Origin of the sequence: Deefgea piscis (assembly GCF_019665785.1) — a bacterium.
Classification (GTDB): domain Bacteria; phylum Pseudomonadota; class Gammaproteobacteria; order Burkholderiales; family Chitinibacteraceae; genus Deefgea.
On sequence record NZ_CP081149.1, the window covers coordinates 3,123,372 to 3,148,640 of the forward strand.

A 25,269-nucleotide genomic window follows, 5' to 3' on the forward strand; every position below is an offset into this window, starting at 1 on the left:
TAGCCCTTATAGGCTATAACTCATAAATTATTAATTATTAATAATTATGGAGTAAGTAAATGCAATTAAAAACAGCTTGGCTCGGCTTGGCACTACTGCCATTGAGCGTTTCGCTATGGGCGAGTGAAAAGCAGCCACTTGCAGCTGCTGTGAATCCATTGGTGGTTGCTAAGGCGGTGGAAGTCGGAAAAAACCTACGTAGCCTGCCTAAGGCCGAGGTGAAAGCCAGCATCACGCAAGATATTCTGTCGCCATCAGGCCAAATGATTCAGGCAATGGGCAATAGCACGATGATCATTGATGGCAACAATAAACTGTATGTAAAAATAAATAGCGACAATTTAAATCGCGAATATTTTTATAACGGCAAGCAATTAACACAATACGCCCCTACCTTGCGTTACTACACCACGGTTGACGTGGCCAGCAATACCAGCGATATGCTCAATCAAGTCAAAAACTACTATGCGCTCAATATCCCACTCAAATCTTTATTTGATATTGGCAAAGACCAAGCGGCACTCGATAAATTAACACTCGCCGAGTACGTTGGTGTCAGCAAAATTAATGGTCAACTGTGTGATCACTTAGTGTTTGCTCAAGCAGAGTCAGTATGGCAATTATGGACTAGCCGCAGCAAACCCTCCCTACCTTGCAAGGTGCTCATTACCGATAGCAGCAAACCCAATCGCCCGGCACTATCTGAAACCTATACTTGGAATCTAAAGCCAAAACTCAATAACAGCGAATTCACCTTTAAAGCAAAACCAGGTGATATTGCGATTCCATTTAAAAAAGCGGCAGAATAAGGGGCATATTATGTTTAAATTCGCATCAAAAGCCAGCATCCTGACACTGAGCGCAGTGGCTTTAATCAGCATCGGTATGCCAATTCAAGCACAAGCTAAAGGCGATCACCAAAAAGGCGCTCGCCCTGCCGCGAGCAAAAACAATAAAGTCATGGACAACCGCAACAACAACAATAAAAACGATCATCGAAAAAACAATAACAATATTAAAAACACCAATATCAGCAACAATAACGTCAATGTAAATGTCGATCATAATGGTGGCTACCGCCATGGCGGACATTATGACAATGACTATCATCCCGTAGCCACCGCAGTGGCCGTCACTGCAGCTGTCGCAGTCACCTCAGCAGTGATTGGCAGTATTGTAAATGCCAACCAAATGCCGAGTAATTGCGTTCAAGTCATGCGTGGAAATACAGCGTATATGCAATGCGGATCAACTTGGTATCAACCGCAATATCAAGGCAGTAATGTGACTTATATTGTGGTGAACCAACCGTATTAATTTACTTTATGGATGATTGATCCATTTTTAAATAAAAAAAATAGGCCATTTATTTGGCCTATTTTTATTTGCAATGGATTGTTACTCATCTTGATATTTAACCGAAAAATACCCCAAAGCAGCGACTTAAATTACCAAGCCGAGGCGTTGGATTTTTTAGCCCGGCACTCGGCTTTCATTTTTTGCTTGGCAGCGGTTCGCTCAGCAGGAGTCATCACGCCATTTTTATCGGCATCGACAAAATCAAAAAAAGCTTCCATTTTTTTCAGATAATCCGTTTTAGTCACTTCGACTTTTGGCATTACGCGGGGACCATCATCACAATCGGCATAAGCCATGGTAGAACCCAAAACGGCGGTGGCCAGCAATGTGGCTTGAATCAGATGACGCATTGAAATCTCCTATTTAAACCGCTAAATACGGCTCTGATTGGAGTATAACCAAGCAAATTCAACACTCAAGCCATAGCTTGCTTTATTTACTAGTAAATATAAACATTGTTATTTGTAATAAATAAGCGATTAATTGCTTATTGCTTCACCATGGAATGTGTCAGTAGTTTTTGATTAACAAATTGCGCAGTGATTTGCACTTTGCCGTCTTGCCAGCTGGCCGTCTCACCTTGAATCCCTAAAAAACCACCTGATTCACTCTGCGTTGGCTCGCCTAAAATGGCTACCACTTCAGCCCGGCTCATACCCGTGGTGACCTTGTTGTAATTTTCGGCGGTGATTTTGCTACACGCCATCAGCAGCACCAGCAAAGATAAAATGAAATAACGTTTCATACTGTTTGTCCTTGATTTCAAATAAAAAAAAACAAGCAGCCCGTAGGCTGCTTGTTATCGTAGCAATGACCGAGCGGATTAACCGAGGAAAACGCGCGCATTGCGGAACATTCGCAACCATGCGCCGTCTTCTGACCAGTCTTGCGGATGCCATGAGTTTTGCACTGTGCGGAATACGCGCTCTGGATGCGGCATCATAATGCTAAAACGACCATCTGGCGTGGTTACACCGGCAATCCCGTCCGGCGATCCATTTGGATTCATCGGATAAGTTTGTGTCGCTTTGCCGTGGCTATCGACATAACGCATCGCTACCAAGGCCTTGGCTTTATCGCCTTGCTGACTGAAATTCGCAAACCCTTCGCCGTGGCTCACTACCACGGGCATTTGGCTGCCTTCCATACCAGCAAAGAATAGCGATGGCGATTTCATCACTTCGGCCATCACAAAGCGTGCTTCAAATTGCTCACTTTGATTGCGGGTAAATTTCGGCCAGTGCTCAGCGCCAGGAATAATGCCCGACAAATTGGCCATCATTTGGCAGCCGTTACACACACCCAAACCAAAGGTATCGGCACGGTTAAAGAACGCTTCGAATTGTTCACGCGCTGCGCCGTTAAACAAAATCGATTTCGCCCAACCTTCACCAGCACCGAGTACGTCGCCGTATGAGAAGCCACCGCATGCCGCCAAACCATTAAAGTCAGCCAGCTGCACACGGCCAGCAATGACGTCGCTCATGTGCACGTCAACCGCAGCGAAACCTGCACGCGTAAACGCAGCGCCCATTTCCACATGACCATTCACGCCTTGCTCACGCAATACCGCAACGCGGGGTTTAACGCCCTTGCTGATATACGGTGCCGCAACGTCGTCTGATGGATTAAAGCTCAATTTGGCAAACAAGCCTTTGTCGGCTTTATCACCAATGCGCGCGTATTCAGCGTCGGCGCATTCTGGGTTGTCGCGCAGACGTTGGATTTGCCAGCTAGTGTGGCTCCAAGCGCGTTGCAAATTGACGCGAGTTTCATCCAACAACAAGCGATTGCGTTTTTTGATTTTGAGTTTGTCGTCATGGTTGGTCGAACCAATCACGTGCAACTCACCCGCCAACCCGGCATTCATAAATGCCGCAATCACCGCAGCGGTGTCAGAACGACGCACTTGCATTACTGCGCCGAGTTCTTCGTTAAACAACACGCCCATCACGCGGCCGTTTTCGGCACGCTCGATGTCATCGGATGAAATTTCGTCCAATTGACGCTGACGCAAACGACGCTCGATGCAGAGTTCGTCGATTTCTAGCGTGACACCGCAGTGGCTAGCAAACATCATTTCTGACACGGCAGAGATCAAACCACCGTCAGAACGATCGTGATAAGCCAGCAACTTGCCATCGGCGTTCAATTGCTGAACCGTCGCAAAGAACGACTTCAGATGATCCACACTCACCACATCAGGGGCAAAATTACCCACTTGGCTATACACCTGAGCCAAGGCCGAGCCGCCTAAACGGCATTTACCGGTACCCAAATCAATCAGCAATAAATCAGACTCAACGTCTTTAAGCACCGGCGTCAACGTTTTGGTGACGTCAGTGACCGGTGCAAAACCCGAAATCACCAAAGACAGCGGCGCAGTGACGGCTTTCGCTTCGCCATCATTCCATACTGTTTTCATCGACAACGAGTCTTTACCAACTGGAATCGACACACCCAATTGACGGCATAATTCCAAACCAACGGCAGCGACGGTATCGTATAAATTAGCGTCTTCACCCGGATGCCCAGCAGGGGCCATCCAGTTAGCTGACAATTTAACGTCGGACAATTTAGCGATTGGCGCAGCGGCAATATTGGTTAACGCTTCACCGACCGCCATGCGGCCAGATGCTGGGCCAGAAATCAAAGCAAGAGGGGTACGTTCACCCATCGCCATGGCTTCGCCGCGTAGCGTGTTATACCCCATGGTTGTAACTGCAACGTCCGCCACCGGTACTTGCCACGGGCCAACCATTTGATCGCGCGCGGTGTAACCACCGACAGTACGGTCGCCGATATTAATCAAGAACGATTTGTCGGCCACGGATGGCAAAGCCAAAACGCGGTAGAGCGATTCTTTTAAATCCAGCGCCGCTGAATCAAAAGTTTGTAATTCTGGCGCAACCCGCGTGACATCCCGCGTCATTTTTGGTGGTTTGCCGAGCAAAACGTCCATCGGCATATCGACAGGTTTATTGTCGAAATACGGATCTTCTACCGTCAACTGACGCTCGTCAGTCGTGCGGCCAATCACCGCAAACGGGCAACGCTCACGCTCGCAAATCGCTTCAAAGGTCAGCAAGTCATTCGGATGAATGCCGAGCACATAGCGCTCTTGTGATTCATTGCTCCAAATTTCTTTTGGCGCCATGCCCTTTTCTTCGATATTCACTTTACGTAAATTGAAGACCGCGCCCATGCCCGCGTCGTTAACTAGCTCTGGGAAGGCATTGGAAATCCCACCGGCACCGACGTCATGAATCGACTGGATTGGATTTTTACTGCCCATTTGCCAGCAGCGATCAATCACTTCTTGGCAACGACGTTCCATTTCTGGATTACCACGCTGCACCGAATCAAAGTCCAAATCAGCCGCGTTGGAACCGGTTTCCATCGACGAAGCCGCACTGCCGCCCATACCGATTAACATGCCTGGGCCGCCGAGTTGAATCAGCAATGAGCCATCAGGCAAATCATTTTTCTTCACGTGCAAGGCGCTGATATTGCCCAAACCACCGGCAATCATGATTGGCTTGTGATAACCACGGCGCTCGCCGTTAAAATCAAGCTCAAAGGTACGGAAATAACCGGCTAGATTGGGGCGACCAAATTCATTATTAAATGCTGCCGCACCAATTGGGCCTTCGATCATAATATCCAGCGCGCTGGCGATACGATCAGGTTTACCGTACGGCGTTTCCCACGGCTGAACATGGCCGGGTAACAACAAATTTGACACGGTAAAGCCACACAAACCAGCTTTAGGTTTTGAGCCACGACCGGTTGCGCCCTCATCCCGAATCTCACCGCCCGAACCAGTGGCTGCGCCCGGGAATGGCGAGATCGCGGTTGGATGATTGTGGGTTTCCACTTTCATCAAAATATGCGTTTCTTCCTGCGTAAACGCATATTCAGCGCTGCCATTTTCTGACAACGACGCAGGGAAGAAACGTTCAGTTAACGCGCCTTCAATCACCGATGAATTATCCGAATACGCCACCACAGTGCCTTCCGGCGCGGCTTTATGCGTTTCGCGAATCATGCCAAACAAGCTGTAGTCTTGCGCTTGGCCATCGATAATGAAATTGGCGTTAAAGATTTTATGGCGGCAATGTTCCGAGTTCGCTTGCGCAAACATGGTTAGTTCCACATCGCTTGGGTTACGAGCAAGCTTGGTGAAGTTTTCTACCAAGTAGTCGATTTCGTCATCCGACAAAGCCAAGCCATATTCGCCATTGGCTTTTTCGAGTGCCGCTTTACCGCCGTTTAATACATCCACCGTTTCGAGTGGTTTTGGCTCAAAGTGACGGAATAATTCATTGCCCGCCGCCAAGCCATCAAACACTTGCTCTGTCATTCGGTCGTGAATCAGCGGCAGCAGGATATTTTTTTCTGCGCTCGACAAAGCAGAACCATCTGCTTTGCTGGCATAAACTGCGACACCCCGTTCAATTCTGGCCACCTTGCCCGCTAAAGCGCAATGCAAGGCAATATCCGTTGCTTTAGAAGACCATGGTGAAATCGTGCCCAAACGTGGCAAGACCAAAATCGGCGTACCTTGCGCCAAATCGACTTGAGCTGGTTCTCCATAGCTCAAAATTCGCGCCAAAATTGCGGTATCGGCCTCACTCAAATCCTGAGTTTGCTCAATGAAGTGCCAGAATTCGGCGTACAAATTAACCGCAACGCCTTGCGCAGCAAGTGCCGATGATAATTTTTCAATCCGGAACGGTGAAAGCGCGGTACCGCCGCGTAGTTGGAGCACATTGGCCATGTTTGAAATTAACCCAGAAATGTGGCAAAAAGTACGTAATTATACCGAAAATTCACCCTCTTTAGGAGAAAGAAAGCAAGGAATTCCCTGCCAATACACCCAGATTGCATTAAATCTAGGCGCATTCGAGCTGACCTCATCCATGCAAGATCAATCAGGCTGCAGTATTTATTTGGCATTACTCGGGTAAAAGCCAACGATCAGCGGCTGCCAATTGCAGCAGTATGCTTAAGCAATGGGCTGGTTTTTAATTTTGGCCTGACGGCGAAATGCCCGTGGGCTCAACCCAAGCCGGGCACTGAACTGCTGATAAAAATGGCTTAAACATGGATAACCACTTTGATTGGCCACCCAATCAATACCCCGATCAGTGGTGAGCAATAAATGGCTGGCATGGGCAATACGTAAACGCATGAGCTCTTGACTAAAACTCGACTTCATTTGTTGCAAAAATAAACGCTTAAGCGTTGTCACACTGCATGCGGCGACTTCAGCCAATTCACCCAAAGTCACCGATTGCAGGTAATGGCTTTGTAAATGCGTCATGGCTTTAATTAAGCGGCGATCGGGCTCTAATTGCGCGACTTCGCAATCAATAAAGCGCGCGGCGGTGTCTTTTTCTAATTCAGACAAAATATCCAGCACCGCAACCAAGCGCTTTACGCCTGTGAGTTCATGTAAGTGCGCCAATCGCGGTGCCAGCAATTGGCTAAATGCAGGGCTAAACACCACCCCTTGCCGAATTTGCGCCAGCCATTGGCACAAGTGACGTAATTCAGGCATGCCGTGCTCGGTCAATGCCACCAGCCAATCAAGGCGAAACAACACCACTTGTAATTCCAGCGCCGCGCCATCGCTGCGTACCGGCGCTTGCCAGCTATGCGGTTGATTGGGAGCCACCAAGGCCAAATCACATTCAGTGATGCTTTCTATATCATGGCCAATATGGCGTTGCCCGCCAGCACCCAGCGTTAAAGTCAGCTCATATTCGGGATGAAAGTGATAATTAAACGGAATATGCTCCGCCACATGATGGTTTAAACGCCATGCATGGCCTTGCGAATTACCAATCCATTCTCTAATGAGCATCTATCACCTCTCGTTTGAGCCAATCATATACTTTATTGAGCTAATAGCAGATAAAATCAGCGGCACTCGCGGTATAACTGCACTATCGGTGCGTTGTCGCAGCATCCGAACGACAGCGCACCGGCAATGCTCGCATTGTACGGGTGGCGCTTTTACACTGTCGGATGGGCAAAAGACCCACTTCAACCAAGCAAAGGGAGAGTTAAAACAATGAGCAATCCAGCTGGCGCACACCTCAAACTAACATGGGCCAATAAAACCAACGCCCATAACGGCGATAATTTTCTTGCCGAGCTTCGCCTCGTCAATCTCTCTGATCAAATCTTGCCAGCATCGGGCTGGGCTTTGTATTTTAATACCTGCCGCAAAATCAAACCCGAAACCGTCGGCGGTGATGTTGAAGTCACGCATGTGAACGGCGACTTTTGGCGCTTGGCCCCGAAGGCCGGTTTTGCTGCGGTAGCCCCGGGCGAGACGCGCACCTTTGCCTATGAAGGCCTGTATTGGGTCATTGCCGAAACCGATGCGCCACTGGGTTTTTACATTGTGTATAACGACGGGCAAGAGAACGCTTACCACGAAACGATTGGTGATCCTGAAATCGCACCGTTTATTACCGAGCAGCAACGCCATCGCAAAGCCGATGATTTAGTGCCGCTAAGCACGCCAGCACTGACGTTTGAACACAACCAAGATTTGCAGCAACTGCCCATCGAGCAAGTCGGCAAAATCACCCCAAGCCCATTGTCGAGCGAATGGCTCAGCGGTACGTTTTGCATCAACAAAGACACTTTGATTGTTCACAGCAGCCAATTGGCCACCGAAGCGCGCTTTTTGCGCACTGCAATTCATGATGTGAGCCGCGTTTATTTACAACAATCCGCCATTCGCCCAACGGGCAGCCAAGCGATTGTGTTGCAAATTGGCGCCGTCACCGTCAATGACACCTTAGCGCCCAACGAAGCGTATTCGTTGCAAATTAATACCAATGAAATCATCATTACCGGCGCAAGCGCGCACGGCGTGTTTAATGCCTTACAAAGTCTGCGCCAGCTCTTGCCGGTCGCGGCCTTCCTTAATCCACAAGCGGAACTCAGCGTACCTTGCTGCCGAATCATTGATGCGCCGCGCTTTGCGTATCGCGGCATGCATTTAGACGTTGGCCGTAATTTCAGCAGCAAAGAGAGTGTCTTGCGCCTACTGGACTGCATGGCGCTATATAAACTCAATCAATTTCATTTTCATATCACCGACGATGAAGGCTGGCGCCTAGAAATCCCTAGCCTGCCAGAACTCACCGAAATCGGCAGCCAACGCGGCTTTACCCAAACTGAAACCGATCATTTAGTGCCGTGTTTTGGCTCTGGTGGCGATGTGAGCAACCCTGCTGGCAGTGGTTTTTACAGCCGTGCTGACTTTATCGAAATTTTGCAATTTGCCACCGCGCGCCACATCGAAGTCGTGCCAGAAATCGACGTTCCTGGTCATGCCCGCGCTGCAATTAAAGCGATGAATCTGCGCTACCACCGCTTGATGGCGCAAGGACAAACCGAAGCCGCCAAACACTATTTGCTGTGCGACTTTGACGATGCATCCGACTATGAATCAGTGCAATTGTGGCACGACAATGTGATCTGCATCGCCCAAGAGTCTTGCTACAACTTTATCGAAACAGTACTGCATGATTTACAAGCGATGTACCTTGAAGCAGGTGCGCCGCTAACCACGATGCACACCGGTGGCGATGAAGTACCACACGGTGCATGGGAAAAATCCCCTGTTTGCCAAGCCTTTATGCAAGCACAAGGCATGACGCAAATCGTTCAATTACAAAATTATTTCCTCGCCCGTTACCGTGATTTATTGAAAAAATACGGCTTGGTATTTGGTGGCTGGGAAGAAATCGCTTTAGTCAAAAAAGAAGTCAATGGTGAACACACCCATGGGCCAAATCCAGAGTTTGTGAACGCCAACTTCCGCCCTTACGTATGGAACAACGTTTGGGGCTGGGGCCAAGAAGACTTTGCTTATCAATTGGCCAATGCCGGTTATAAAACCGTGTTATCCAATGTGACCAATTTGTACTTTGACTTGGCCTATAGCAAAGACCCTGCTGAGCCTGGCTACTACTGGGGTGGCTTTATCGAAACCCGTGGCGCATTTGAATTTTGCCCCTTGGATATTTTCACCACCGCCACCGTCGATTTAATGGGCCACCCGCTCGATAAAGAAAAAATCGCCAGCAAAGTGCGCCTAACGCCAGCCGGAGTGAACAATATCATCGGGATTCAAGGCCAGCTGTGGGCCGAAAACATCCGTGATGCGGACCGTTTGGAATACCTCGCCATGCCACGCATGATCGCTTTGGCCGAGCGCGCTTGGGCGCGAGATCCAAAATGGACTTTGATCGCCGATGCAGAAACGCGCCAAGCCCAAATGGATGCCGATTGGAATGAGTTTGCCAATCGACTTGGTCAACGTGAACTAGCGCGTTTGGATGGATTTTTAGGCGGCTACGGCTACCGCATTCCATTGCCGGGCGCCAAAGTTGTAAATGGTCAATTGCTCGCCAATGTCTCAGCACCGGGTTTAACCATTCGCTACACCGTTGATGGCAGCGAGCCTACCGCACAATCGGCGCAATACACCAGCGCGCTCGATTACGCGGCACTCAGCCAAGCAGTTGGCTTTACTGGCGTGAAGCTCGCCACCTTTAGCAGCAGCAATCGCAAGAGCGCTACGGTTGTAGTCAACTAAAGCAGTAGTATTTCTGATTAAGCCCCGCATCATGCGGGGCTTTTTTGCGTCGAAATTCAATCAACCGGCAGGCGTTTTTTTGCTGTGGCCTTGACGGCTGGCCATCAAATTTTTACTCTAAGGCTACGAATACTCAATTTACAAATTCATGGGTATATCAATGCAACCTTTTAAATAAATAAATCAAATTAATATACCTATGCATTGAGTTGAGTTAAGTGTTCTTAATAACGCCCCCCCCCCACTTGCCGCCTTATTAACCGCTACCGCCCTATTGCACGCTTTGCTTCACGCATTCAGGCTGATGACACAGCGCCTCAATATTGCTAGCCTCAAGGTCAAGTAACAATCTGCCAAACCCAATCCAATGCATCTATACAAAACGACACAGCCGCAGCATCGCACATAAAAAAAGCCCCATCAAACGATGGGGCTTAGTCATTCAAACCGCAAGTTCAATTTATTCAACAATAAACAATTCAATTTCAACGTTTTCTGCCGAATATTGAATCTGCGCCAACAATACCGCGTCAACAAAATTAGCAAAACGACGCAATACAATCGAATCGGCTAACGCTGGGCCCATTTCAGAGCGGAATTCACCAACATATTGCAAAGCGCCAACGTGATTGGTTTCTAGCTCATCTTCATTATCACTAATAATGCTCTTAATTTTTTTGCGAATTTCTTTTACTTCTTTAAATAAATCGCTTGATATTTCGCACAATTGAGCAAATTGAATCGCAATATCAATCTTGCTACCCGGTACTAAAAAGCGACTTAAAGTACGTGATGACTTTTGTAATAACTCTAACTCCAAATCATCCACATACAAATCCATAGGGAAATGACCTTCCACCGCCTTAAGTGCCTGACGAATTCCTTCATTCGACTTTAATGCTTCAGGTAAACGATTACTGGCACGGGCACCGACTTTATAACGACCTTTATTGCTCATTTAATGCTCCTAGCTTTCGATTTACAAAAGAGTGTATCTCAGCAGTGTGACGCCCCTTTTAATTAGCATCAAGTATGAAGTACATCCCATGACAAAAATGCAATCAAACCGCCCACCTGCACCGACGATTCATATCAAAGCAAACAAAAAATTCTCTACACGGCAAAATTGGCCAATTTGAATGAAAAATTTTTAGCGTGAATTCAAACATTTACCCGCTGCTCGGCAAAAAATTAGCACAAAGGGGTTTACAAACACCCCGAGTCTAGCTAGAATTCGCCACCTCACTGAATTGAGCAATCTTTTCAGTATGTAGTGCGCGATTGGTGGAATTGGTAGACACGCAGCGTTGAGGTCGCTGTGCCCTTACAGGCGTGCGAGTTCGAGTCTCGTGTTGCGCACCATTAGGTTGTTTTAAGTAGTCCAAAGAAGTACTTCAAACCCGCATAAAGCCTAGCTTTGCGGGTTTTTTGTTGCCTGTAACATCCAACAAGATCCCAAGACAGCCAGTACAAAACCTGCCCCCATTCCTGCCCCCGTACTACAATGGGGGCAGGTCATTGCAACAGGGGCATTTTCATGCCAAGAGCCAAAATAGAAAAGACTGCAAAAACATGCAATCTTTTAACGCCGCTAGAAATAAAAAATGCCAAATTGCCAGAAGGCAAAGCAGAAGCCGCACTCAATGACGGTGGCGGCCTCTACCTGATCATTACCGAAAACAGAAAACGCTGGCGCTATCGTTACGGCCTGAACGGAAAAATGTTTAAGCAATGGCTCGGAGAATACCCCAAGGTCACATTGGCTCAAGCTAGAAAGCTACGCAATGACTCACTCAGCAAAGTCGAAGAAGGCAAAGATCCGCGTATAGAAAAACAAGTAGCGAAAATTGCTGCCCAATATTCAATGGCCAATACTTTTGAAGCCATTGCGCTGGAGTGGCACGCCAAAGAGCTTGAAAGTGGCTCATGGATACCAAGCCATGCTGAACGCATTCTGAAGCGTTTAAAAGCGGATATTTTCCCCATCATTGGCATGCGCGCCATTGAAAGCCTAGAAACTCGTGATCTTCTCTACCCGCTAACGCTGGTGACTCAGCGCGGCACATTCAACCTAGCTAAAGCCTACCGCCAGTACATTACCGTCATCATGCGCTTCGCTGTGCAAACAGGCAGAATCAAATCTAACCCTGTCCTAGACCTACAAGGTGCCATACCCACAAAAAAAACCACCAACCGTGCAGCCCTACCCTTAACTCGACTCGCAGAACTTATGGGTCGAATAAACGCCTATGACAGCCCGACTGTCAAAGCAGCGATGTTGAGGCGCATTGAATATTAACCAGCAAAACGCCATTTTGCGCAGTGAATTTTGACCAGGGTAACTAATCTCCAAACTCGTTCAACGAGCTAGGAAATTGAAGGTGATTACCATGGCCACATTTGCTAAAGTCCGCCGCATGTATTTCCGCGATCGGCTCTCCATTAGTGAGATTGCACGACGCACTTCACTCACTCGTAATACCGTCAAGAAATGGATTCGTACCGAGTCCAGCACTGAACCCCGTTATCAACGCAAGTCCGTTAATACCAAACTCACGCGCGTTTCACGCGCAGCTCATCAAGGCATTACAAACCGATTTGCATCGCCCGAAACGCGACCGTCGCACGGCCAGAGTCTTGTTCCAAGAACTCGTTCTCGCTGGCTTTGATGGCGATTATTCCTGCGTCACCGCATTTATTCGCCAGTGGCGTTTAGAAACCATGGGGCCCTCGTTGAAATCCGCTTTTGTACCGCTCAAGTTTGCACTGGGTGAAGCGTTTCAATTCGACTGGAGCGAGGAATCGCTGCTGATTGGCGGCATTCATCGCAAGGTGTTGTTGGCGCATCTGAAACTGTGCGCTAGTCGTGCATTTGCCTTGTTGGCCTATCCGACCCAAAGTCACGAGATGTTGTTTGATGCACATACTCGTGCGTTTCAAATGCTGGGCGGTGTGCCGACTCGCGGCATCTACGACAACATGAAGACCGCCGTGGATAAAGTCTTGCCAGGCAAATCAAGGGTCGTGAATGCGCGCTTTCATGCCATGACGGCGCATTATTTGTTTGATCCCGATTTCTGCAATGTCGCTTCCGGTTGGGAGAAAGGCATTGTTGAGAAGAACGTGCAAGATCGGCGGCGGCAAATTTGGCAGGCGGCACAGCAAGTACAGTTCGCCAACTTTGATGAGCTCAATCTCTGGCTCGCCGAGCGCTGTCGCGCCGCATGGCAAGAGATGCATCACCCCGACTATCCAGAACTCACTTTGGCTGAGTTGCTGCAAGACGAACAAGTGCAGATGATGCCGTTTCCAGGTGCGTTTGATGGTTATACCGAAATCTTAGCGCGGGTTTCGAGTACCTGTTTGATCACCTTTCAGCGCAATCGCTATTCAGTGCCGTGCCATTTAGCCAATCAAATGGTGAGTATTCGACTCTATCCAACGCACATCGTCATCTATGCCGATCAAGATCCAGTGACACAGCATCCGCGTAGCTTTGATCGCAGCCGCATCTTTTATGACTGGCAACATTACGTTCCTTTGGTTGAGAAGAAGCCAGGCGCATTGCGCAATGGCGCGCCATTCAGCGAAATGCCTGACTATTTGCAACAATTGCAACAGCGCTTGTTGCGACATGACGGCGGTGATCGAGTCATGGCCAAAGTGCTTGGCTGTATTCCTCGGCATGGCCTCACTACGTTGCAAGTGGCCGTTGAGTTAATGCTGGAAACGGGGCAAGTCAGTGCCGAGCATGTTCTCAATGTAGTGACGCGGTTACACGAAGCGCCACAGCCAGCGACATTAGAAACGGCGTTGCAACTGAAAGACCCGCCGCTTGCGGATAGTGGGCGTTACGATCAGCTGCACCAAAATAGCGAGGTGTAGCATGGAGCTCGACATCCACACTGAACTAAAACAGCTGAAGCTCCACGGCATGGCATCGACGTATACCGACATACGCCAATCCAGCCCTAGCCATGAGGGCAATACCCTTGATGTTTATCTGCGGCAGATGATTCGCGCCGAACATGCCGATCGGCATGTGCGCTCGATTAGCTATCAAATGCAAGCCGCTCGCTTCCCACATCATCGTGACTTGGCGGGCTTTGACTTTAGCCAATCCAAAGTTGATGAAAGCTTAATTCGTGAGCTCGCCCAAGGTCAATACGCCGCAGCAGCCCATAACATTGTATTGATTGGCGGTACAGGAACGGGCAAAACGCATCTGGCGACGGCGCTAGGCATCACAGGCATCCAACAACAAGAATTACGGGTACGGTTCCATTCCACGCTGGAATTGGTCAACCGACTTGAGCAAGAAAAGGCTGCAGGTAGGCAAGGTAAATTGGCGTATAGCCTGATGCATATGGACGTGGTGATTCTGGATGAATTGGGCTATTTACCTTTCTCACAAGCGGGCGGTGCGCTGCTGTTTCATTTGCTGAGCAAATTGTATGAGCGCACCAGCGTGATCATCACCACCAATTTGACCTTTGCGGAGTGGCCTAATGTGTTCGGCAACGCTAAGCTCACCACGGCCTTACTGGATCGGCTGACGCACCATTGCCATATCATCGAAACAGGTAATGAGTCATGGCGCTTTAAGCAAAGTAGCGCCAGTGCCAAACTTAAAATACAGGAACGAGAGCGACAAAAAGAGCAGCCAAGCAGCGCCGACGAATTATTTTAAAGCTTGTAAAAAAGAGGAGAAAAGCAGTACGCTAAAACCAGTCATCCATGCCGTGGATGACGCTAACGCCTGGTTAAAATTCAACGCGCATCGCTGGTCAAAATTCAGTACGCCTCAACAGCGCGCCGTGCCGAGCTAAAACAAAACCTGCAAGCGGTAGAAAGCGCGCAAGACGCAAACAGCCAACAACAAGCGGCAACTGACTTAGCTCAGTTTTTGAATAGCCAGCAAAAAAGCAAAGCGCATATGGCGCTCGACCCCAATAAGCTGCCTTGGAGTGTGCCAAAAGCAAAAGTACGTGCCCCCGCTGAAGATGCTGCGGCCTATCAACGACTTAGTCGCACTTTCGGAGTGCAACCCCTGCAAGTTGCAGGAGCAATTCCTGCTGGTGCAGCACTTGCAACCATTCCTGCCTTACCAGCAACACCAACAGCGGCAGATCTGGCAGAAACGGAAGAAATCCAGCTCACACCAGCCATTCGTGCTAAGGCGAAGGAGCTCGGGAACAACCCCGTCAAAATTTATAACTGGGTACGCAATAACATCCAGTTCCTGCCGACCTATGGCTCGATCCAAGGTGCGGAACTTACTCTGCTGAATAAACGCGGTAATGCATTCGACACCGCGAGTTTGTTGATTGCGCTATTGCGCGCATCGGGCACCTCGGCTCGTTATGCCTACGGCACAATCCAATTGCCTGCTGAACAAGTGATGAACTGGGTCGGCGGCGTTAAAAACGCCCAAGCAGCACAAAAATTACTCGGCCAAGGTGGCATTCCCAATATCGGCCAAACGGTGGGCGGTACGGTGAAATTCATCAAAATGGAGCACGTCTGGGTCGAGGCTTTCGTTGATTACGTGCCCTCTCGCGGCGCGGTAAACAAAAAACCAAATACATGGGTGCCACTGGACGCGAGCTTCAAGCAATACACCTACAAAGCCGGGATGGATTTGCAGCAAAACGTGCCATTTGACGGCAAGGGTTTGGCCGATCAACTGAAAGCAGGCGCAACCATCAACGAAGCCGAAGGCTGGGTGCAAAACGTCAACCAAACTGCACTGCAAAATAGTTTGAGCAGCTATCAAGCCCAGCTCAAAACCTATATCGACAGCCAAAAAGCCAACGCCACCGTCGGTGATGTACTGGGTTCGCAACAAGTGGTAATTGCCAATCCGTCGATCTTATTCGGCACCTTGCCGTACAAAACCCTCGCCGAGGCCGGTAAATTCAGTGCTTTACCAGATAGTTTTAGGCATAAATTCCAGTACAAATTATTTGCCAGTGATTTTGATTTGGCCAATGACAGCCCCATCATCGCACTGGAACAAAGCCTACCGCGTTTAGCAGGTAAAAAGATCACCCTCTCGTTTACGCCTGCCACGCAAGCCGATACAGATACCTTAAACAGCTATTTACCGAAACCACATGCCGATGGCACGCCGATTCAGCCGAGCGAACTCCCTGCCAGCCTACCGGGCTATTTGATCAACCTAAAAGCCGAGTTGCGCATTGATGGTCAAATTATTGCCAGCGGCGGCAGTTTTAAACTGGGTAGCGATCTCAGCAGCCAAGGCGCGCTGTACGATCCAGTCAGTCAAAACTGGGATGCCGGTGAAGTAGCGCATCCAGCGGCGGGTGAATATATTGCGATTGGTTTGGATTTGGCGGGGGTTTCTTCAAGCCAACTTAATAAAATAAAAGCTAAATTAGAAAAAACAAAATCCAAACTAGAAGCCAAGCAATACGGTGGATTAACTAAAGATGATTTAATTGGAGATTTATTACATTCAGCAATCATTGGTTATTTTTCAACCATTGGCACACAGGCTAGTCTAGCTGCACAAACATCAAATTCTGTGCGCTATGCTTTGCCTTCCTATGGCTATTTTCAAACTAGTGCTAAAACAGAATATTGGTTTGGTATTCCTAAGAAAGTTAGCTTTCCAAATTTAATTATTGATGTAAAGCACTGGAAAAATATTATTGAGAGCAATGATGCAGACATCACGAAACGCATTAACTTTTCTCAACAAATAGGTACGATTGCTTCTGCCAATGAACACCTAATTCCAGAAAAAATATTCAGCAGCAATGGAAGTACTAACGAAGCTGTTTCTGCCATTAAGGCATTGTCAGTTGCCGCTATAGAAGGGCAAAAAATTTATACCATTCATGCAGGAAATTTAAATTCCACCATTGAAAAATTGACTGTTAGCACTGATGTAAAGTATGAAATTACTAATGCCGCAAATACAGGGAAAAGAATAACGATCTCACAAGGAAATGTAAGCATTAATGGTTGGACAGGTGTTGGCTACATCATTTTCGATCCAGAGACAGGTTCTGGAGCTTATAAAATTAGTGGTGGAGCAAATGGAGGCTCAATTCCAGACATTATGAATGGCATTTCCTCTGCCGCACTGGCTGTTTCAGATAATTTATCTAGTGGTTCTTTGGACTATAGAATACTTTTTTCAGATAGTGTAATTTACCAACAAACATTAGCGCGTGCTTCTTCATTAGTCGGATGGGCGGGTCTTTTTATTCAAACAGGCTTGATATTGAGTGATGAATCACTAAGTATTGACCAGATAATTGGACAAATATCGATAAATGTGTTGGCCAACATGATTACTGCGTATTTGATTGGTTCGCTTGTAGCTGCAGGCTTGATCGGAGGGCTTCCCGCGATTGCTTTTGCATTGATTATAGGCTTTACTTTATCTATAGCATCAACTTTAATAAGCAAGTTATACTTTTCTCTACTACGCCAAAGAATGAAAATATATGCAGAACAACCTAATTCCAATTATATTTATAGCCATATGCCTCCCATTATTAATTTACCCAATGCTACCTATCGCCATAACGTTGTTTAAAAAAAACCTATCTAAAGATGTTTTCAGAGTAGTGAAGGTTGATATAAAGCATTTTAATGAAAAAACCAAAAATAATGGCTTGTTTTTGATTAGCCTAACACTTAGAAACAACAATGGCTCAATTGCTTACTACTCATGTAAGAAGTATGGCAATATTAACTCCGTAGTTATAAAAGAAGGGAGTGAGGTAACTATGTTTTTTTTAAAAAAGTCTCTTGCTAATTACAATCCAAGAGTTGCCAAGATTGAAGGTTATGATTTATCTGATAGCCTAATAACTTACTTTCCATATGTTGCACTTGGAGTTATTCCACTACTATCTGCAGTTTATACATTGTTTAATTAACCAAAATCAAAAGTCTCTGATGCGGTTAATTAAATCACTGAGCTGAATCTTTTACTCGCAAGGGCGACCAGAAAGAAGGGGGGCAAATCTTGCCTTATGCATGATTTGCCCTCTCTCGATTTGCAGCTGATTGCGCCACATGACTTTAACATCTATTTTTGATAGGTATTGCCAGCTAGCTATTGCGGAATAATGCCTACAATAAAATACCCTGAATGAGGAATTTAAACTTAGTCTCGGAAACCGAAGAAATTCAACTCATGCCAACGATTCGTGCCAAAGCGCAGGAGCTGGGCAACAATCCCGTCAAAAAAGCCAAGCAATACGACGGTTTAACCAAGGAAGACCTAGCGGGCGATTTACTCAACGCCAGTATCGCCAGCTATTTTGCCGCCACCGGCGCGCAAGCCAACTTTGCCGCTCGCTCTGCTGGCGTGACACGCTACGGCCTGCCATCGTATGGTTACTTCCACACCAGCGCCAAAACCGATTACTGGTTTGGGATTCCGAAGCGAGTGAGCTTCCCCGGCGTGACGATTGATGTAAAGCACTGGAAAAATACCGTTACCAGCAATGACGCCGATAACGCCAAACGAATCAGTTTCGTACAGCAAATCGGCACGATTGCGTCATCCAACGAACACCTGATTCCAGAGAAATTGTTTACCAATGAACAAAATCCGGGTGAAGGCGTATCGGCAGTGAAAGCGCTAGCAGTCGCCGCAGCACAAGGGCTGCGGATTTATACCATCAACCAAAACAACGTGAACTCCGCTGTGAATCAATTAACCGTCAGTACTGAGATCAAAGATGAAATCCGCAACGCGGCGAACTCCGGCAAACAAATCACGGTATCTCAAAACAACGTCAATATCGGTGGCTGGACTGGCGCGGGTTATATCATCCTCGATCCAGATACGGGGGCAGGGGCATATAAAATTAGTGGTGGGGCGAATGGTGGATGGTTTTCGGGTTTGGCTGCTGGGGTTAGTATTGGAGCAACTTTCGCTTTTATTGGATTGGCGTCATTAGAAACACTGACACTTTTGGGTGTGGCATCACCCTTTTTTATCATGATGGCCGTATTAATTATTGCAATTGTTATGCTTGTTATCCAGGCAATTATTATCGCTGCTCTCGTTGATTATTATTCATCTGATGAAAAGAGTCTTGGGTGTTTTTATGGTGGATTTGGCTGGGGATCGTCGATGGCTGGATTGATTTCTGGACAAGGTTACATTTCTTCAGTGCTAGGGTTCTTATTGGGTTCATTGTTTGCAATGAAACTTGGTGGATCTACAGCCAAAGAGTGCGTAGTAATATAATGAGTTATTTATTAATCGCATTGTTTTTATTTTATTGTTCATCATTTTTTGAGATCTACATAAAGAACAGAAGTATATCTCAATGTATAATTGCTACAGCTATACTGATAGGCTCTGGGTACCATCTTGGTTTGACAAACTTAAGTAACAATACAATGGGTGCACTGATGGGGGCTATATTGATTGCGTGTTGCACTTTTTGTACCTCTAAATTAGTGTTAAGTTACCTTTTTGTTTTTGGTTTGTTGGCAATAGTCATTGCTATTAATATCACTACATATACTGGCAATATAGAAACTGTATTGCTATATACAATGGCCCTGGCTTTTTTGTCGTGTTTAAATTACATTTTAAACCTCGTAGTAATAAAAATAAAGTAAGGTTAAAATGGTTTTTTTGGGTTTGATATAATGCACGATTTTTATGCAGAGCTACCCATAAGTTAAATTGGTGAAGATATTTAATTTGTATTTTTAATTAAATAAAAATTAAATATTTGGCTCTATTTATTAGTCAGGTAGAACTGAATTGGATTGCTCCAATTTTAGCAATTGCATCCACTGTATTTGCATTTTATGGAGGGCAGCTAGGTAGAAGGCTACTTAGTCTTGCATTGGCAATTTTTTGTTTTTCAAAAAAAGGTCGATCTTTGTGTTCTAGCTTGCCGTATTCGTTCTTCACAAACCATCCTTTGTGCTGCACTTTTGCGTATTACGGTGGAATAAGAAAATCAAAGGGGTCAAAGTCGATTGATTTTATCGCTGAGCTGAGTGAGGCGTGCTGCTAAATATGGACACCGATGCTTGAGACTAAATTAGTTAAAAAAGATGTCATGAATGTCCGCAAAGCCCGAACAGCAGAAAGCCATTCAACCTTAATAACGCCAGCAATCGAAACAAGAGCAGTCACTCAGACACGTGAACAAAAAATAAGCACACAACAAAAGGCAGCCCCTTGATGGGGCTGCCTTTTGTTATTTGTTGTTCTAATTGCGTGATTCATGTCGCATTGCGATAACTTTAGCGGCTATCAAGCAAACAGGCACTAGCGCCACAGCATCAATCAGTTTGCTGGTTTGCTGACTATGGTGAATACCCTGAATGCACCACGTTACAAAATGCTCGCAGTTGTTAAACAACACGTGATTGAATCGCACCGGGTTTCGCGGAGGCTGTTTGGTTTGAGTCAGACCAACATGGCCTGCTCGCTTTGATTACGATAATAATTTGCTTCTGCTTCCGCAGGTGGAATGTGGCCAATCGACCCAAGCAAACGATGCTGATTGAACCACGAAACCCATTCTAATGTCGCTATCTCCACAGATTCTAAACTTTTCCAAGGACCCAAACGATGAATCACTTCAGTTTTGTAGAGTCCGTTAATCGTCTCGGCCAGCGCATTGTCGTAGCTATCACCAGTCGTGCCCACTGATGGCTCGATACCCGCTTCGGTTAATCGCTCGGTATAGCGAATCGAAACGTATTGCGAGCCACGGTCGCTGTGATGAATCAATGCTTCGCGCTCTGGCTGGCGCGCCCAAAGGGCTTGCTCCAATGCATCCAGCACAAACTCGGTTTGCATGTTGCGACTAACTCGCCAGCCCACGATATAACGAGCGAAGACATCAATCACAAACGCCACATACACAAAGCCCTGCCAAGTCGACACATAGGTAAAATCCGACACCCAGAGCTGGTTTGGTCGTTCAGCCACGAATTGTCGGTTTACATGGTCAAGCGGGCACGCAACAGCAGGGTCTGGACGTGTGGTGCGCACCGTTTTACCACGCGATATGCCGCGCAAACCGAGGCTGCGCATCAAACGCTCAACGGTACACCGCGCGACAAGATGCCCATCGCGCTTGAGTTGCCGCCAGGCTTTGACGGCACCATACACCTGGTGATTCTCTTGCCAGACGCGCGTAACTTCACCGCTCAGTTGCTCGTCACGAATGGCGCGCTGGCAACGCAATGCGGGATTACGCAACCGAGCGGCATACCGTCGATAAGCAGACGGAGCGACCTGTAATAGCTTGCAGATCGGCTCGACCCCGTGCTGCTCACGGTGGGTATCGATGAATCCTCTTACGATTTCAAGCGGCGGTCGAGCTCCGCCTGTGCGAAATACGCGCTGGCCAGGCGCAGAATTTCATTGGCCTTTTTAAGCTCGCGCACTTCGCGCTCTAAGGCTTTGATGCGTTCGCTCTCTGCGGAGTTTTTGTTGGCTTGAACGCTATCGCCACCTTGTCGACGACACCAGGTGCGCAGCGTTTCGGGTGTGCAGCCTATTTTGCTGGCGATGGAAACGAGGGTTGCCCATTCAGATGGATATTCGGCAAGGTGCTCAATGACCATGCGAACGGCCCGCTCGCGGACTTCAGGGGAAAATGGGGTAGATTTTTTCATGGCACTATTCTCTCAAGAGTTAGTGCCTCCGCGAAACCCGGTGCGATTCACCCACTCCTGCCCCCGTACTACAACAGGTGTTCTGTGGATCATTACAACGCAGAAGATGCGAGCGTTGCGAATCACCGTTTAAGCCGCGAGTAATTTAGTCGGTTTATCGCCTTTGGGCATTTTTTTGTTAGCATGGGCTTCTTTTTATTTGGTGAACACTATGAGCGCACAAAAACAACCCAGCCTGCTTGTCAATCTGCTGCTGAACATTCTGATCCCGACGCTGATTCTCACCAAATTAAGCACCAATGAATGGCTTGGGCCGACTTGGGCTGTGGTGGCCGCGCTGGCGTTTCCCTTGGGTTACGGCTTATACGATTTAAAACAAAGTGGCAAAGTTAACTTTATTTCGATTCTAGGGATGGTTAGCGTGCTACTCACCGGTGGTATTAGTTTGCTAGAGCTTGATGCCAAGTACCTCGCCATCAAAGAAGCCGCCATCCCCACCCTGATTGGCTTAACGCTACTGATTAGCCAGTTCACGCCCTACCCGCTGCTCCATAAGCTGCTGTATAACGATCAGATTCTTAACCTCACCGCTATTGAGCAAGCACTAGCCGCTAAGCAACAGCAAGTTGAGCTAGATAAACGCCTAAACATCACTAGCTACTTGGTAGCCAGCTCGTTCTTTTTATCGGGCGTGCTGAATTATCTGTTGGCTCGTTGGATCGTGGTTAGCCCTGCGGGCACGAGCGAATTTGCCGCAGAACTGGGCAAAATGACCGCTCTTAGCTACCCAGTGATCGCGATCCCTAGCATGATCGTCCTGATGGCCAGCCTGTGGTACTTGCTGCACAGCCTTAAAAAACTGACTGGACTTGACACCGACCAGCTACTGGCTGTGAAGGGTTAATTGTCACTGTGAGTCACTACGCTGGCTGCCAATGGTCGCCAGTGCTGGCAAGGTGGTGGTCAAATATTTTCAGATGCCAAGATCGATTTTTTTGCTGCCATTTCTTGCTCATAAACAATCGGCGCTTAATTGCCGCGTGTCGAGTGCCAGCGCGCGCAGAGAGAGAAGCCCACGATGTACTCGGTCACGTCTTTTTCTGCTTCCCCGTGGATTGGCTTAGTCATGCCGCCAACCCCGTTGCATTTACAAATTCCACAAGCAGCGCTCCACCACCACCAATCCCTGCAAAACAATCAGTGCGAAACCTGCCCCTACTACAACCGAGGCAGGTCATCGCCACGGGGGGGGCTCATATCAAATGGCCCGCAGGCACAATAAAAGCCAACTGAATAATGACCTATTTACCCCAATCAGCATCCGGCTTGGAATAATTAAATAAAAAACCTCATTGCGAGTTTGAGCTTGTTGCAAGCATCAATCTGCAAACAAACTCCCAATAACTTCATCGACACAACAACCACGCACCCGCTGCGCGATACCTCGACGGCCAAATAAGGGCATTGTTTTCTCTACTTGCTGCGGTGTAGACGCTGATTGCTAAGTGATTGACTGGCAAAAAATGTGCTGAGTATCTAGATCCAGCGCTGATTCAAGACCAGAAGGGCTTGAAGTCGTTTTTTTGATATTTACACCGAGCTTAAACTAAAAAATAGTACTACCATCAGTATAGAGAAAGCAAAACTGGGTTCAGATTATGATGATTTTAGAAGACCTAAAATTAAAAACTCGCAAACAACACACACGTCTTCATCAACACTCCCTACTCAGAGGGATTACCCACTCTGGGTATTCTTTGGCGCGTTATATTCAACTACTAAAAGCTTACTATGAAATCTACTCCGCCATTGAAACCGTGCTTTTGCAAAGACAAAGTCAATTTAAACTCGATTTTGATTACCAAACTCGCTATAAGCTGCCGTGGTTACAAGCCGATTTAAAGGATCTTGAATCGCAGCCCACGATGAGCCACCCCACTCTTGCTAAAGCAACATCTGGCATCATCACTACGCCAGAGCAATGGCTAGGTGCGGCGTATGTGCTTGAGGGCTCAACCTTAGGTGCCAGTGTGATTAGCGCTTGTTTACAAAAGTCACTCCGAATTAGCCCGCTGTTTGCTGGACGTTTTTTTAATGCCTATGGTTTGAATACCTCAAAATACTGGCATGAATATCAAATTTTTCTAGCCAGTCATCCAATTGTGGCAACAACAGAAATCACCGATGCAGCATCACAGACCTTTGAGTTATTCAATAAAGGTCTAGATTTTTATGCCCAATAAAATATTGAATACGCCAGAATTTGAGCAAGCTTTGCGCAACTGCGCAACTGAGCCGATTCATTTAATCGGTTCCATACAAGATCATGGCGTGTTGTTGGTTTTAGATCTAAACGATGAGTTTGCCTATGTTAGTAGCAATACTAACCATTATTTTGGATTAGAGCCTCATCAATTACTCGGCAAAAATATCAGCCACATTCCTGCATTGCATCCAGTATTAAATTTCATTAAAGAAAAAAAACCAAAGGCATATCATCAAAATATCTCCATAGGAAACAAATATAGATTCAATATCATTTCATCTATTCACGAGGCTTTGTTGCACAAATCAACTAGAGGGTAAGTCACCCCTAACCCCAGACGGATTTATCCCACTCTTACCGTCATTGGCGTACCCAGTTGCGTGAAGCGATTTAAGATCGCTGCACGCACTTGCAACTCAGCCACCTGACGATCAAAGTCCCGCGCCATCACTCGTTCACCCAATAGTTTGAAGCATTGCATTTTGGTTTCTACCAAGCTACGTCGATGATACCCAGACCATTTTTTCCAGATGGCCCTACCCAAGTATTTGGTCGCCCGTAAGATGTCATTCCGCGCTCTCGCTCCGGCCGTATTTTCTTTCCGAAATTGTGCATTTTTCCGTGTAGGAATAATCGCTGCCGCACCTCTTGCCGCAATGGCATTGTGGCATTCTTTGGTGTCGTAAGCGCCATCACCGTAAATCGCCGCAATCTGTTCAGACTCGGGAATCTGATTCATCAATTCCGGCAAAATGGGCGCATCACCTGTTTTGTTATCGGTGACCTCGATGGCACGAATTTCAAGGGTTTCGGCATCAATGCCGAGGTGAACTTTACGCCACTGCCTACGATATTCAGCGCCGTGTTTTTTGGTTTTCCATTCACCTTCACCGAGCATTTTGATGCCTGTGCTATCGACGAGTAAATGCAGTCCACCCTGACTTTGACGGGCCGGAATCGTGACTTTCAGCGTTTTTTGTCGACGAGAGATCGTGCTCGAATCAGGAACGTTCCAATCTAAGTTGGCGAGCCGAAGTAGGCTTTCAACCATGCCGGTTGCTTGGCGCAATGCGAGGCCAAACAGGCATTTGATGGTGAGGCAGAATTGAATGGCAGCATCGCTAAAAGTGGGGTTTCGTCCGCGCTTGCCAGTGGGCTCAGCAGCCCATTTCAGCGCTGGATCAAGCCAAATCATTAATGCGCCACGCGATTTCAAAGCTGCGTGATAGCTTGGCCAGTTGGTGGTTTTGTATTTGTGGGGTGCTGGTTTGCTCATATCGCTATTCTATATCGCTATTCTACCAGCAGCATTGCGCCGCTGATTTGTGCAACAAAGCCTATTCACGATGAAAATTTTTATATTGAATTAACT

General features: G+C 47.3%; 19 protein-coding genes, 1 tRNA gene, 1 pseudogene and 1 other annotated feature. Of the genes and pseudogenes, 14 read left to right on the forward strand and 7 right to left on the reverse strand.

Annotation, left to right across the window (positions count from 1 at the left end; translation table 11 throughout):
• Positions 1 to 59: 59 nt before the first annotated feature.
• Entirely contained in the window at positions 60 to 809 is a 750-nt protein-coding gene (locus K4H25_RS14550; RefSeq protein ID WP_221021139.1) for a DUF2092 domain-containing protein, read from the forward strand.
• Between the two features lie 10 nt (positions 810 to 819).
• On the forward strand, positions 820 to 1,317 hold the full coding sequence (locus K4H25_RS14555) for a hypothetical protein (protein WP_221021140.1): 498 nt from the start codon (positions 820 to 822) through the stop codon (positions 1,315 to 1,317).
• 131 nt (positions 1,318 to 1,448) lie between these two features.
• Here the strand turns inward: K4H25_RS14555 and K4H25_RS14560 are convergent, their stop codons facing one another.
• The 3 genes from K4H25_RS14560 to purL form a co-directional block, all read right to left on the reverse strand.
• On the reverse strand, positions 1,449 to 1,709 hold the full coding sequence (locus K4H25_RS14560; protein ID WP_221021141.1) for a hypothetical protein: 261 nt from the start codon (positions 1,707 to 1,709) through the stop codon (positions 1,449 to 1,451).
• Between the two features lie 137 nt (positions 1,710 to 1,846).
• Complete coding sequence (bamE, locus tag K4H25_RS14565) at positions 1,847 to 2,104, reverse strand: outer membrane protein assembly factor BamE domain-containing protein (RefSeq protein WP_221021142.1); 258 nt, start codon at positions 2,102 to 2,104, stop codon at positions 1,847 to 1,849.
• Positions 2,105 to 2,182: 78 nt separating this feature from the next.
• Positions 2,183 to 6,139: a phosphoribosylformylglycinamidine synthase gene (gene purL / locus K4H25_RS14570; protein ID WP_221021143.1), complete on the reverse strand. Its 3,957-nt coding sequence runs from the start codon at positions 6,137 to 6,139 to the stop codon at positions 2,183 to 2,185.
• On the opposite strand from purL, the gene K4H25_RS14575 reads away from it, so the two are divergent.
• Positions 6,138 to 6,329, forward strand: coding sequence for a hypothetical protein (locus tag K4H25_RS14575; protein ID WP_221021144.1), 192 nt, complete (start codon positions 6,138 to 6,140; stop codon positions 6,327 to 6,329). The two genes, purL and K4H25_RS14575, sit on opposite strands and share 2 nt — an antisense overlap.
• Before the next feature lie 38 nt (positions 6,330 to 6,367).
• On the opposite strand, the gene K4H25_RS14580 is transcribed toward K4H25_RS14575, so the two are convergent.
• Positions 6,368 to 7,228, reverse strand: a complete 861-nt coding sequence (locus K4H25_RS14580) for a helix-turn-helix domain-containing protein (protein ID WP_221021145.1) — start codon at positions 7,226 to 7,228, stop codon at positions 6,368 to 6,370.
• A gap of 210 nt (positions 7,229 to 7,438) precedes the next feature.
• On the opposite strand from K4H25_RS14580, the gene K4H25_RS14585 reads away from it, so the two are divergent.
• Positions 7,439 to 9,985, forward strand: a complete 2,547-nt coding sequence (locus K4H25_RS14585) for a family 20 glycosylhydrolase (protein ID WP_221021146.1) — start codon at positions 7,439 to 7,441, stop codon at positions 9,983 to 9,985.
• A 460-nt stretch (positions 9,986 to 10,445) separates the two neighbouring features.
• Here the strand turns inward: K4H25_RS14585 and K4H25_RS14590 are convergent, their stop codons facing one another.
• Positions 10,446 to 10,943 (reverse strand): hypothetical protein, encoded by a 498-nt coding sequence (locus K4H25_RS14590; RefSeq protein WP_221021147.1) that lies wholly within the window; start codon positions 10,941 to 10,943, stop codon positions 10,446 to 10,448.
• A gap of 317 nt (positions 10,944 to 11,260) precedes the next feature.
• On the opposite strand from K4H25_RS14590, the gene K4H25_RS14595 reads away from it, so the two are divergent.
• From K4H25_RS14595 to K4H25_RS14625, 7 genes and pseudogenes are all read left to right on the forward strand, one after another.
• Positions 11,261 to 11,347, forward strand: a tRNA-Leu gene (locus K4H25_RS14595).
• 175 nt (positions 11,348 to 11,522) lie between these two features.
• A complete protein-coding gene (locus K4H25_RS14600; protein ID WP_221021148.1) occupies positions 11,523 to 12,284 on the forward strand; it encodes a tyrosine-type recombinase/integrase in 762 nt (253 codons plus the stop codon).
• A gap of 91 nt (positions 12,285 to 12,375) precedes the next feature.
• Positions 12,376 to 13,870: pseudogene (gene istA / locus K4H25_RS14605) on the forward strand (IS21 family transposase).
• A gap of 1 nt (position 13,871) precedes the next feature.
• Positions 13,872 to 14,675 carry an IS21-like element helper ATPase IstB gene (gene istB, locus K4H25_RS14610; protein ID WP_221021149.1) on the forward strand — a complete coding sequence of 268 codons (804 nt, stop codon included), beginning with the start codon at positions 13,872 to 13,874 and terminating at the stop codon, positions 14,673 to 14,675.
• Between the two features lie 216 nt (positions 14,676 to 14,891).
• A complete protein-coding gene (locus K4H25_RS14615; protein ID WP_221021150.1) occupies positions 14,892 to 17,555 on the forward strand; it encodes a transglutaminase-like domain-containing protein in 2,664 nt (887 codons plus the stop codon).
• A complete protein-coding gene (locus tag K4H25_RS14620) occupies positions 17,527 to 17,901 on the forward strand; it encodes a hypothetical protein (protein ID WP_221021151.1) in 375 nt (124 codons plus the stop codon). Before K4H25_RS14615 ends, K4H25_RS14620 begins: the two co-directional genes overlap by 29 nt.
• 215 nt (positions 17,902 to 18,116) lie before the next feature.
• The gene (locus K4H25_RS14625; RefSeq protein WP_221021152.1) at positions 18,117 to 19,226 is read left to right on the forward strand and encodes a hypothetical protein; all 1,110 of its coding nucleotides are present in this window, start codon (positions 18,117 to 18,119) and stop codon (positions 19,224 to 19,226) included.
• 1,185 nt (positions 19,227 to 20,411) lie between these two features.
• On the opposite strand, the gene K4H25_RS14630 is transcribed toward K4H25_RS14625, so the two are convergent.
• A protein-coding gene (locus K4H25_RS14630) for an IS3 family transposase (protein WP_374706346.1) occupies positions 20,412 to 21,631 on the reverse strand; the annotation gives its coding sequence in 2 pieces (ribosomal slippage) (positions 20,412 to 21,352 and positions 21,352 to 21,631; 1,221 coding nt in all).
• Positions 21,240 to 21,356, reverse strand: a sequence feature (AL1L pseudoknot). It overlaps the preceding gene by 117 nt.
• 211 nt (positions 21,632 to 21,842) lie before the next feature.
• Between K4H25_RS14630 and K4H25_RS14635 the strand changes: the two genes are divergently transcribed.
• The 3 genes from K4H25_RS14635 (at position 21,843) to K4H25_RS14645 (ending at position 24,217) form a co-directional block, all read left to right on the forward strand.
• Positions 21,843 to 22,535 (forward strand): VC0807 family protein, encoded by a 693-nt coding sequence (locus K4H25_RS14635; RefSeq protein ID WP_221021153.1) that lies wholly within the window; start codon positions 21,843 to 21,845, stop codon positions 22,533 to 22,535.
• Positions 22,536 to 23,289: 754 nt separating this feature from the next.
• The gene (locus K4H25_RS14640; RefSeq protein WP_221021154.1) at positions 23,290 to 23,874 is read left to right on the forward strand and encodes a biliverdin-producing heme oxygenase; all 585 of its coding nucleotides are present in this window, start codon (positions 23,290 to 23,292) and stop codon (positions 23,872 to 23,874) included.
• Positions 23,864 to 24,217: a phytochrome family protein gene (locus tag K4H25_RS14645; protein ID WP_221021155.1), complete on the forward strand. Its 354-nt coding sequence runs from the start codon at positions 23,864 to 23,866 to the stop codon at positions 24,215 to 24,217. The genes K4H25_RS14640 and K4H25_RS14645 overlap by 11 nt, the downstream gene beginning before the upstream one ends.
• 23 nt (positions 24,218 to 24,240) lie before the next feature.
• Here the strand turns inward: K4H25_RS14645 and K4H25_RS14650 are convergent, their stop codons facing one another.
• Positions 24,241 to 25,173 carry an IS5 family transposase gene (locus K4H25_RS14650; RefSeq protein ID WP_221020333.1) on the reverse strand — a complete coding sequence of 311 codons (933 nt, stop codon included), beginning with the start codon at positions 25,171 to 25,173 and terminating at the stop codon, positions 24,241 to 24,243.
• Positions 25,174 to 25,269 lie beyond the last annotated feature (96 nt).

Bases quoted from the DNA above. Each gene is read 5' to 3' on its own strand.
- K4H25_RS14600 (WP_221021148.1), top strand. From the start codon at position 11,523: ATGCCAAGAGCCAAAATAGAAAAGACTGCAAAAACATGCAATCTTTTA.
- K4H25_RS14625 (WP_221021152.1), top strand. From the start codon at position 18,117: ATGAGGAATTTAAACTTAGTCTCGGAAACCGAAGAAATTCAACTCATG.
- K4H25_RS14550 (WP_221021139.1), top strand. From the start codon at position 60: ATGCAATTAAAAACAGCTTGGCTCGGCTTGGCACTACTGCCATTGAGC.
- purL (WP_221021143.1), bottom strand. From the start codon at position 6,139: ATGGCCAATGTGCTCCAACTACGCGGCGGTACCGCGCTTTCACCGTTC.
- K4H25_RS14645 (WP_221021155.1), top strand. From the start codon at position 23,864: ATGCCCAATAAAATATTGAATACGCCAGAATTTGAGCAAGCTTTGCGC.
- K4H25_RS14560 (WP_221021141.1), bottom strand. From the start codon at position 1,709: ATGCGTCATCTGATTCAAGCCACATTGCTGGCCACCGCCGTTTTGGGT.
- istB (WP_221021149.1), top strand. From the start codon at position 13,872: ATGGAGCTCGACATCCACACTGAACTAAAACAGCTGAAGCTCCACGGC.
- K4H25_RS14580 (WP_221021145.1), bottom strand. From the start codon at position 7,228: ATGCTCATTAGAGAATGGATTGGTAATTCGCAAGGCCATGCATGGCGT.
- K4H25_RS14635 (WP_221021153.1), top strand. From the start codon at position 21,843: ATGAGCGCACAAAAACAACCCAGCCTGCTTGTCAATCTGCTGCTGAAC.
- K4H25_RS14640 (WP_221021154.1), top strand. From the start codon at position 23,290: ATGATGATTTTAGAAGACCTAAAATTAAAAACTCGCAAACAACACACA.
- K4H25_RS14555 (WP_221021140.1), top strand. From the start codon at position 820: ATGTTTAAATTCGCATCAAAAGCCAGCATCCTGACACTGAGCGCAGTG.
- K4H25_RS14575 (WP_221021144.1), top strand. From the start codon at position 6,138: ATGTTTGAAATTAACCCAGAAATGTGGCAAAAAGTACGTAATTATACC.
- K4H25_RS14590 (WP_221021147.1), bottom strand. From the start codon at position 10,943: ATGAGCAATAAAGGTCGTTATAAAGTCGGTGCCCGTGCCAGTAATCGT.
- bamE (WP_221021142.1), bottom strand. From the start codon at position 2,104: ATGAAACGTTATTTCATTTTATCTTTGCTGGTGCTGCTGATGGCGTGT.
- K4H25_RS14620 (WP_221021151.1), top strand. From the start codon at position 17,527: ATGCTACCTATCGCCATAACGTTGTTTAAAAAAAACCTATCTAAAGAT.
- K4H25_RS14585 (WP_221021146.1), top strand. From the start codon at position 7,439: ATGAGCAATCCAGCTGGCGCACACCTCAAACTAACATGGGCCAATAAA.
- K4H25_RS14650 (WP_221020333.1), bottom strand. From the start codon at position 25,173: ATGAGCAAACCAGCACCCCACAAATACAAAACCACCAACTGGCCAAGC.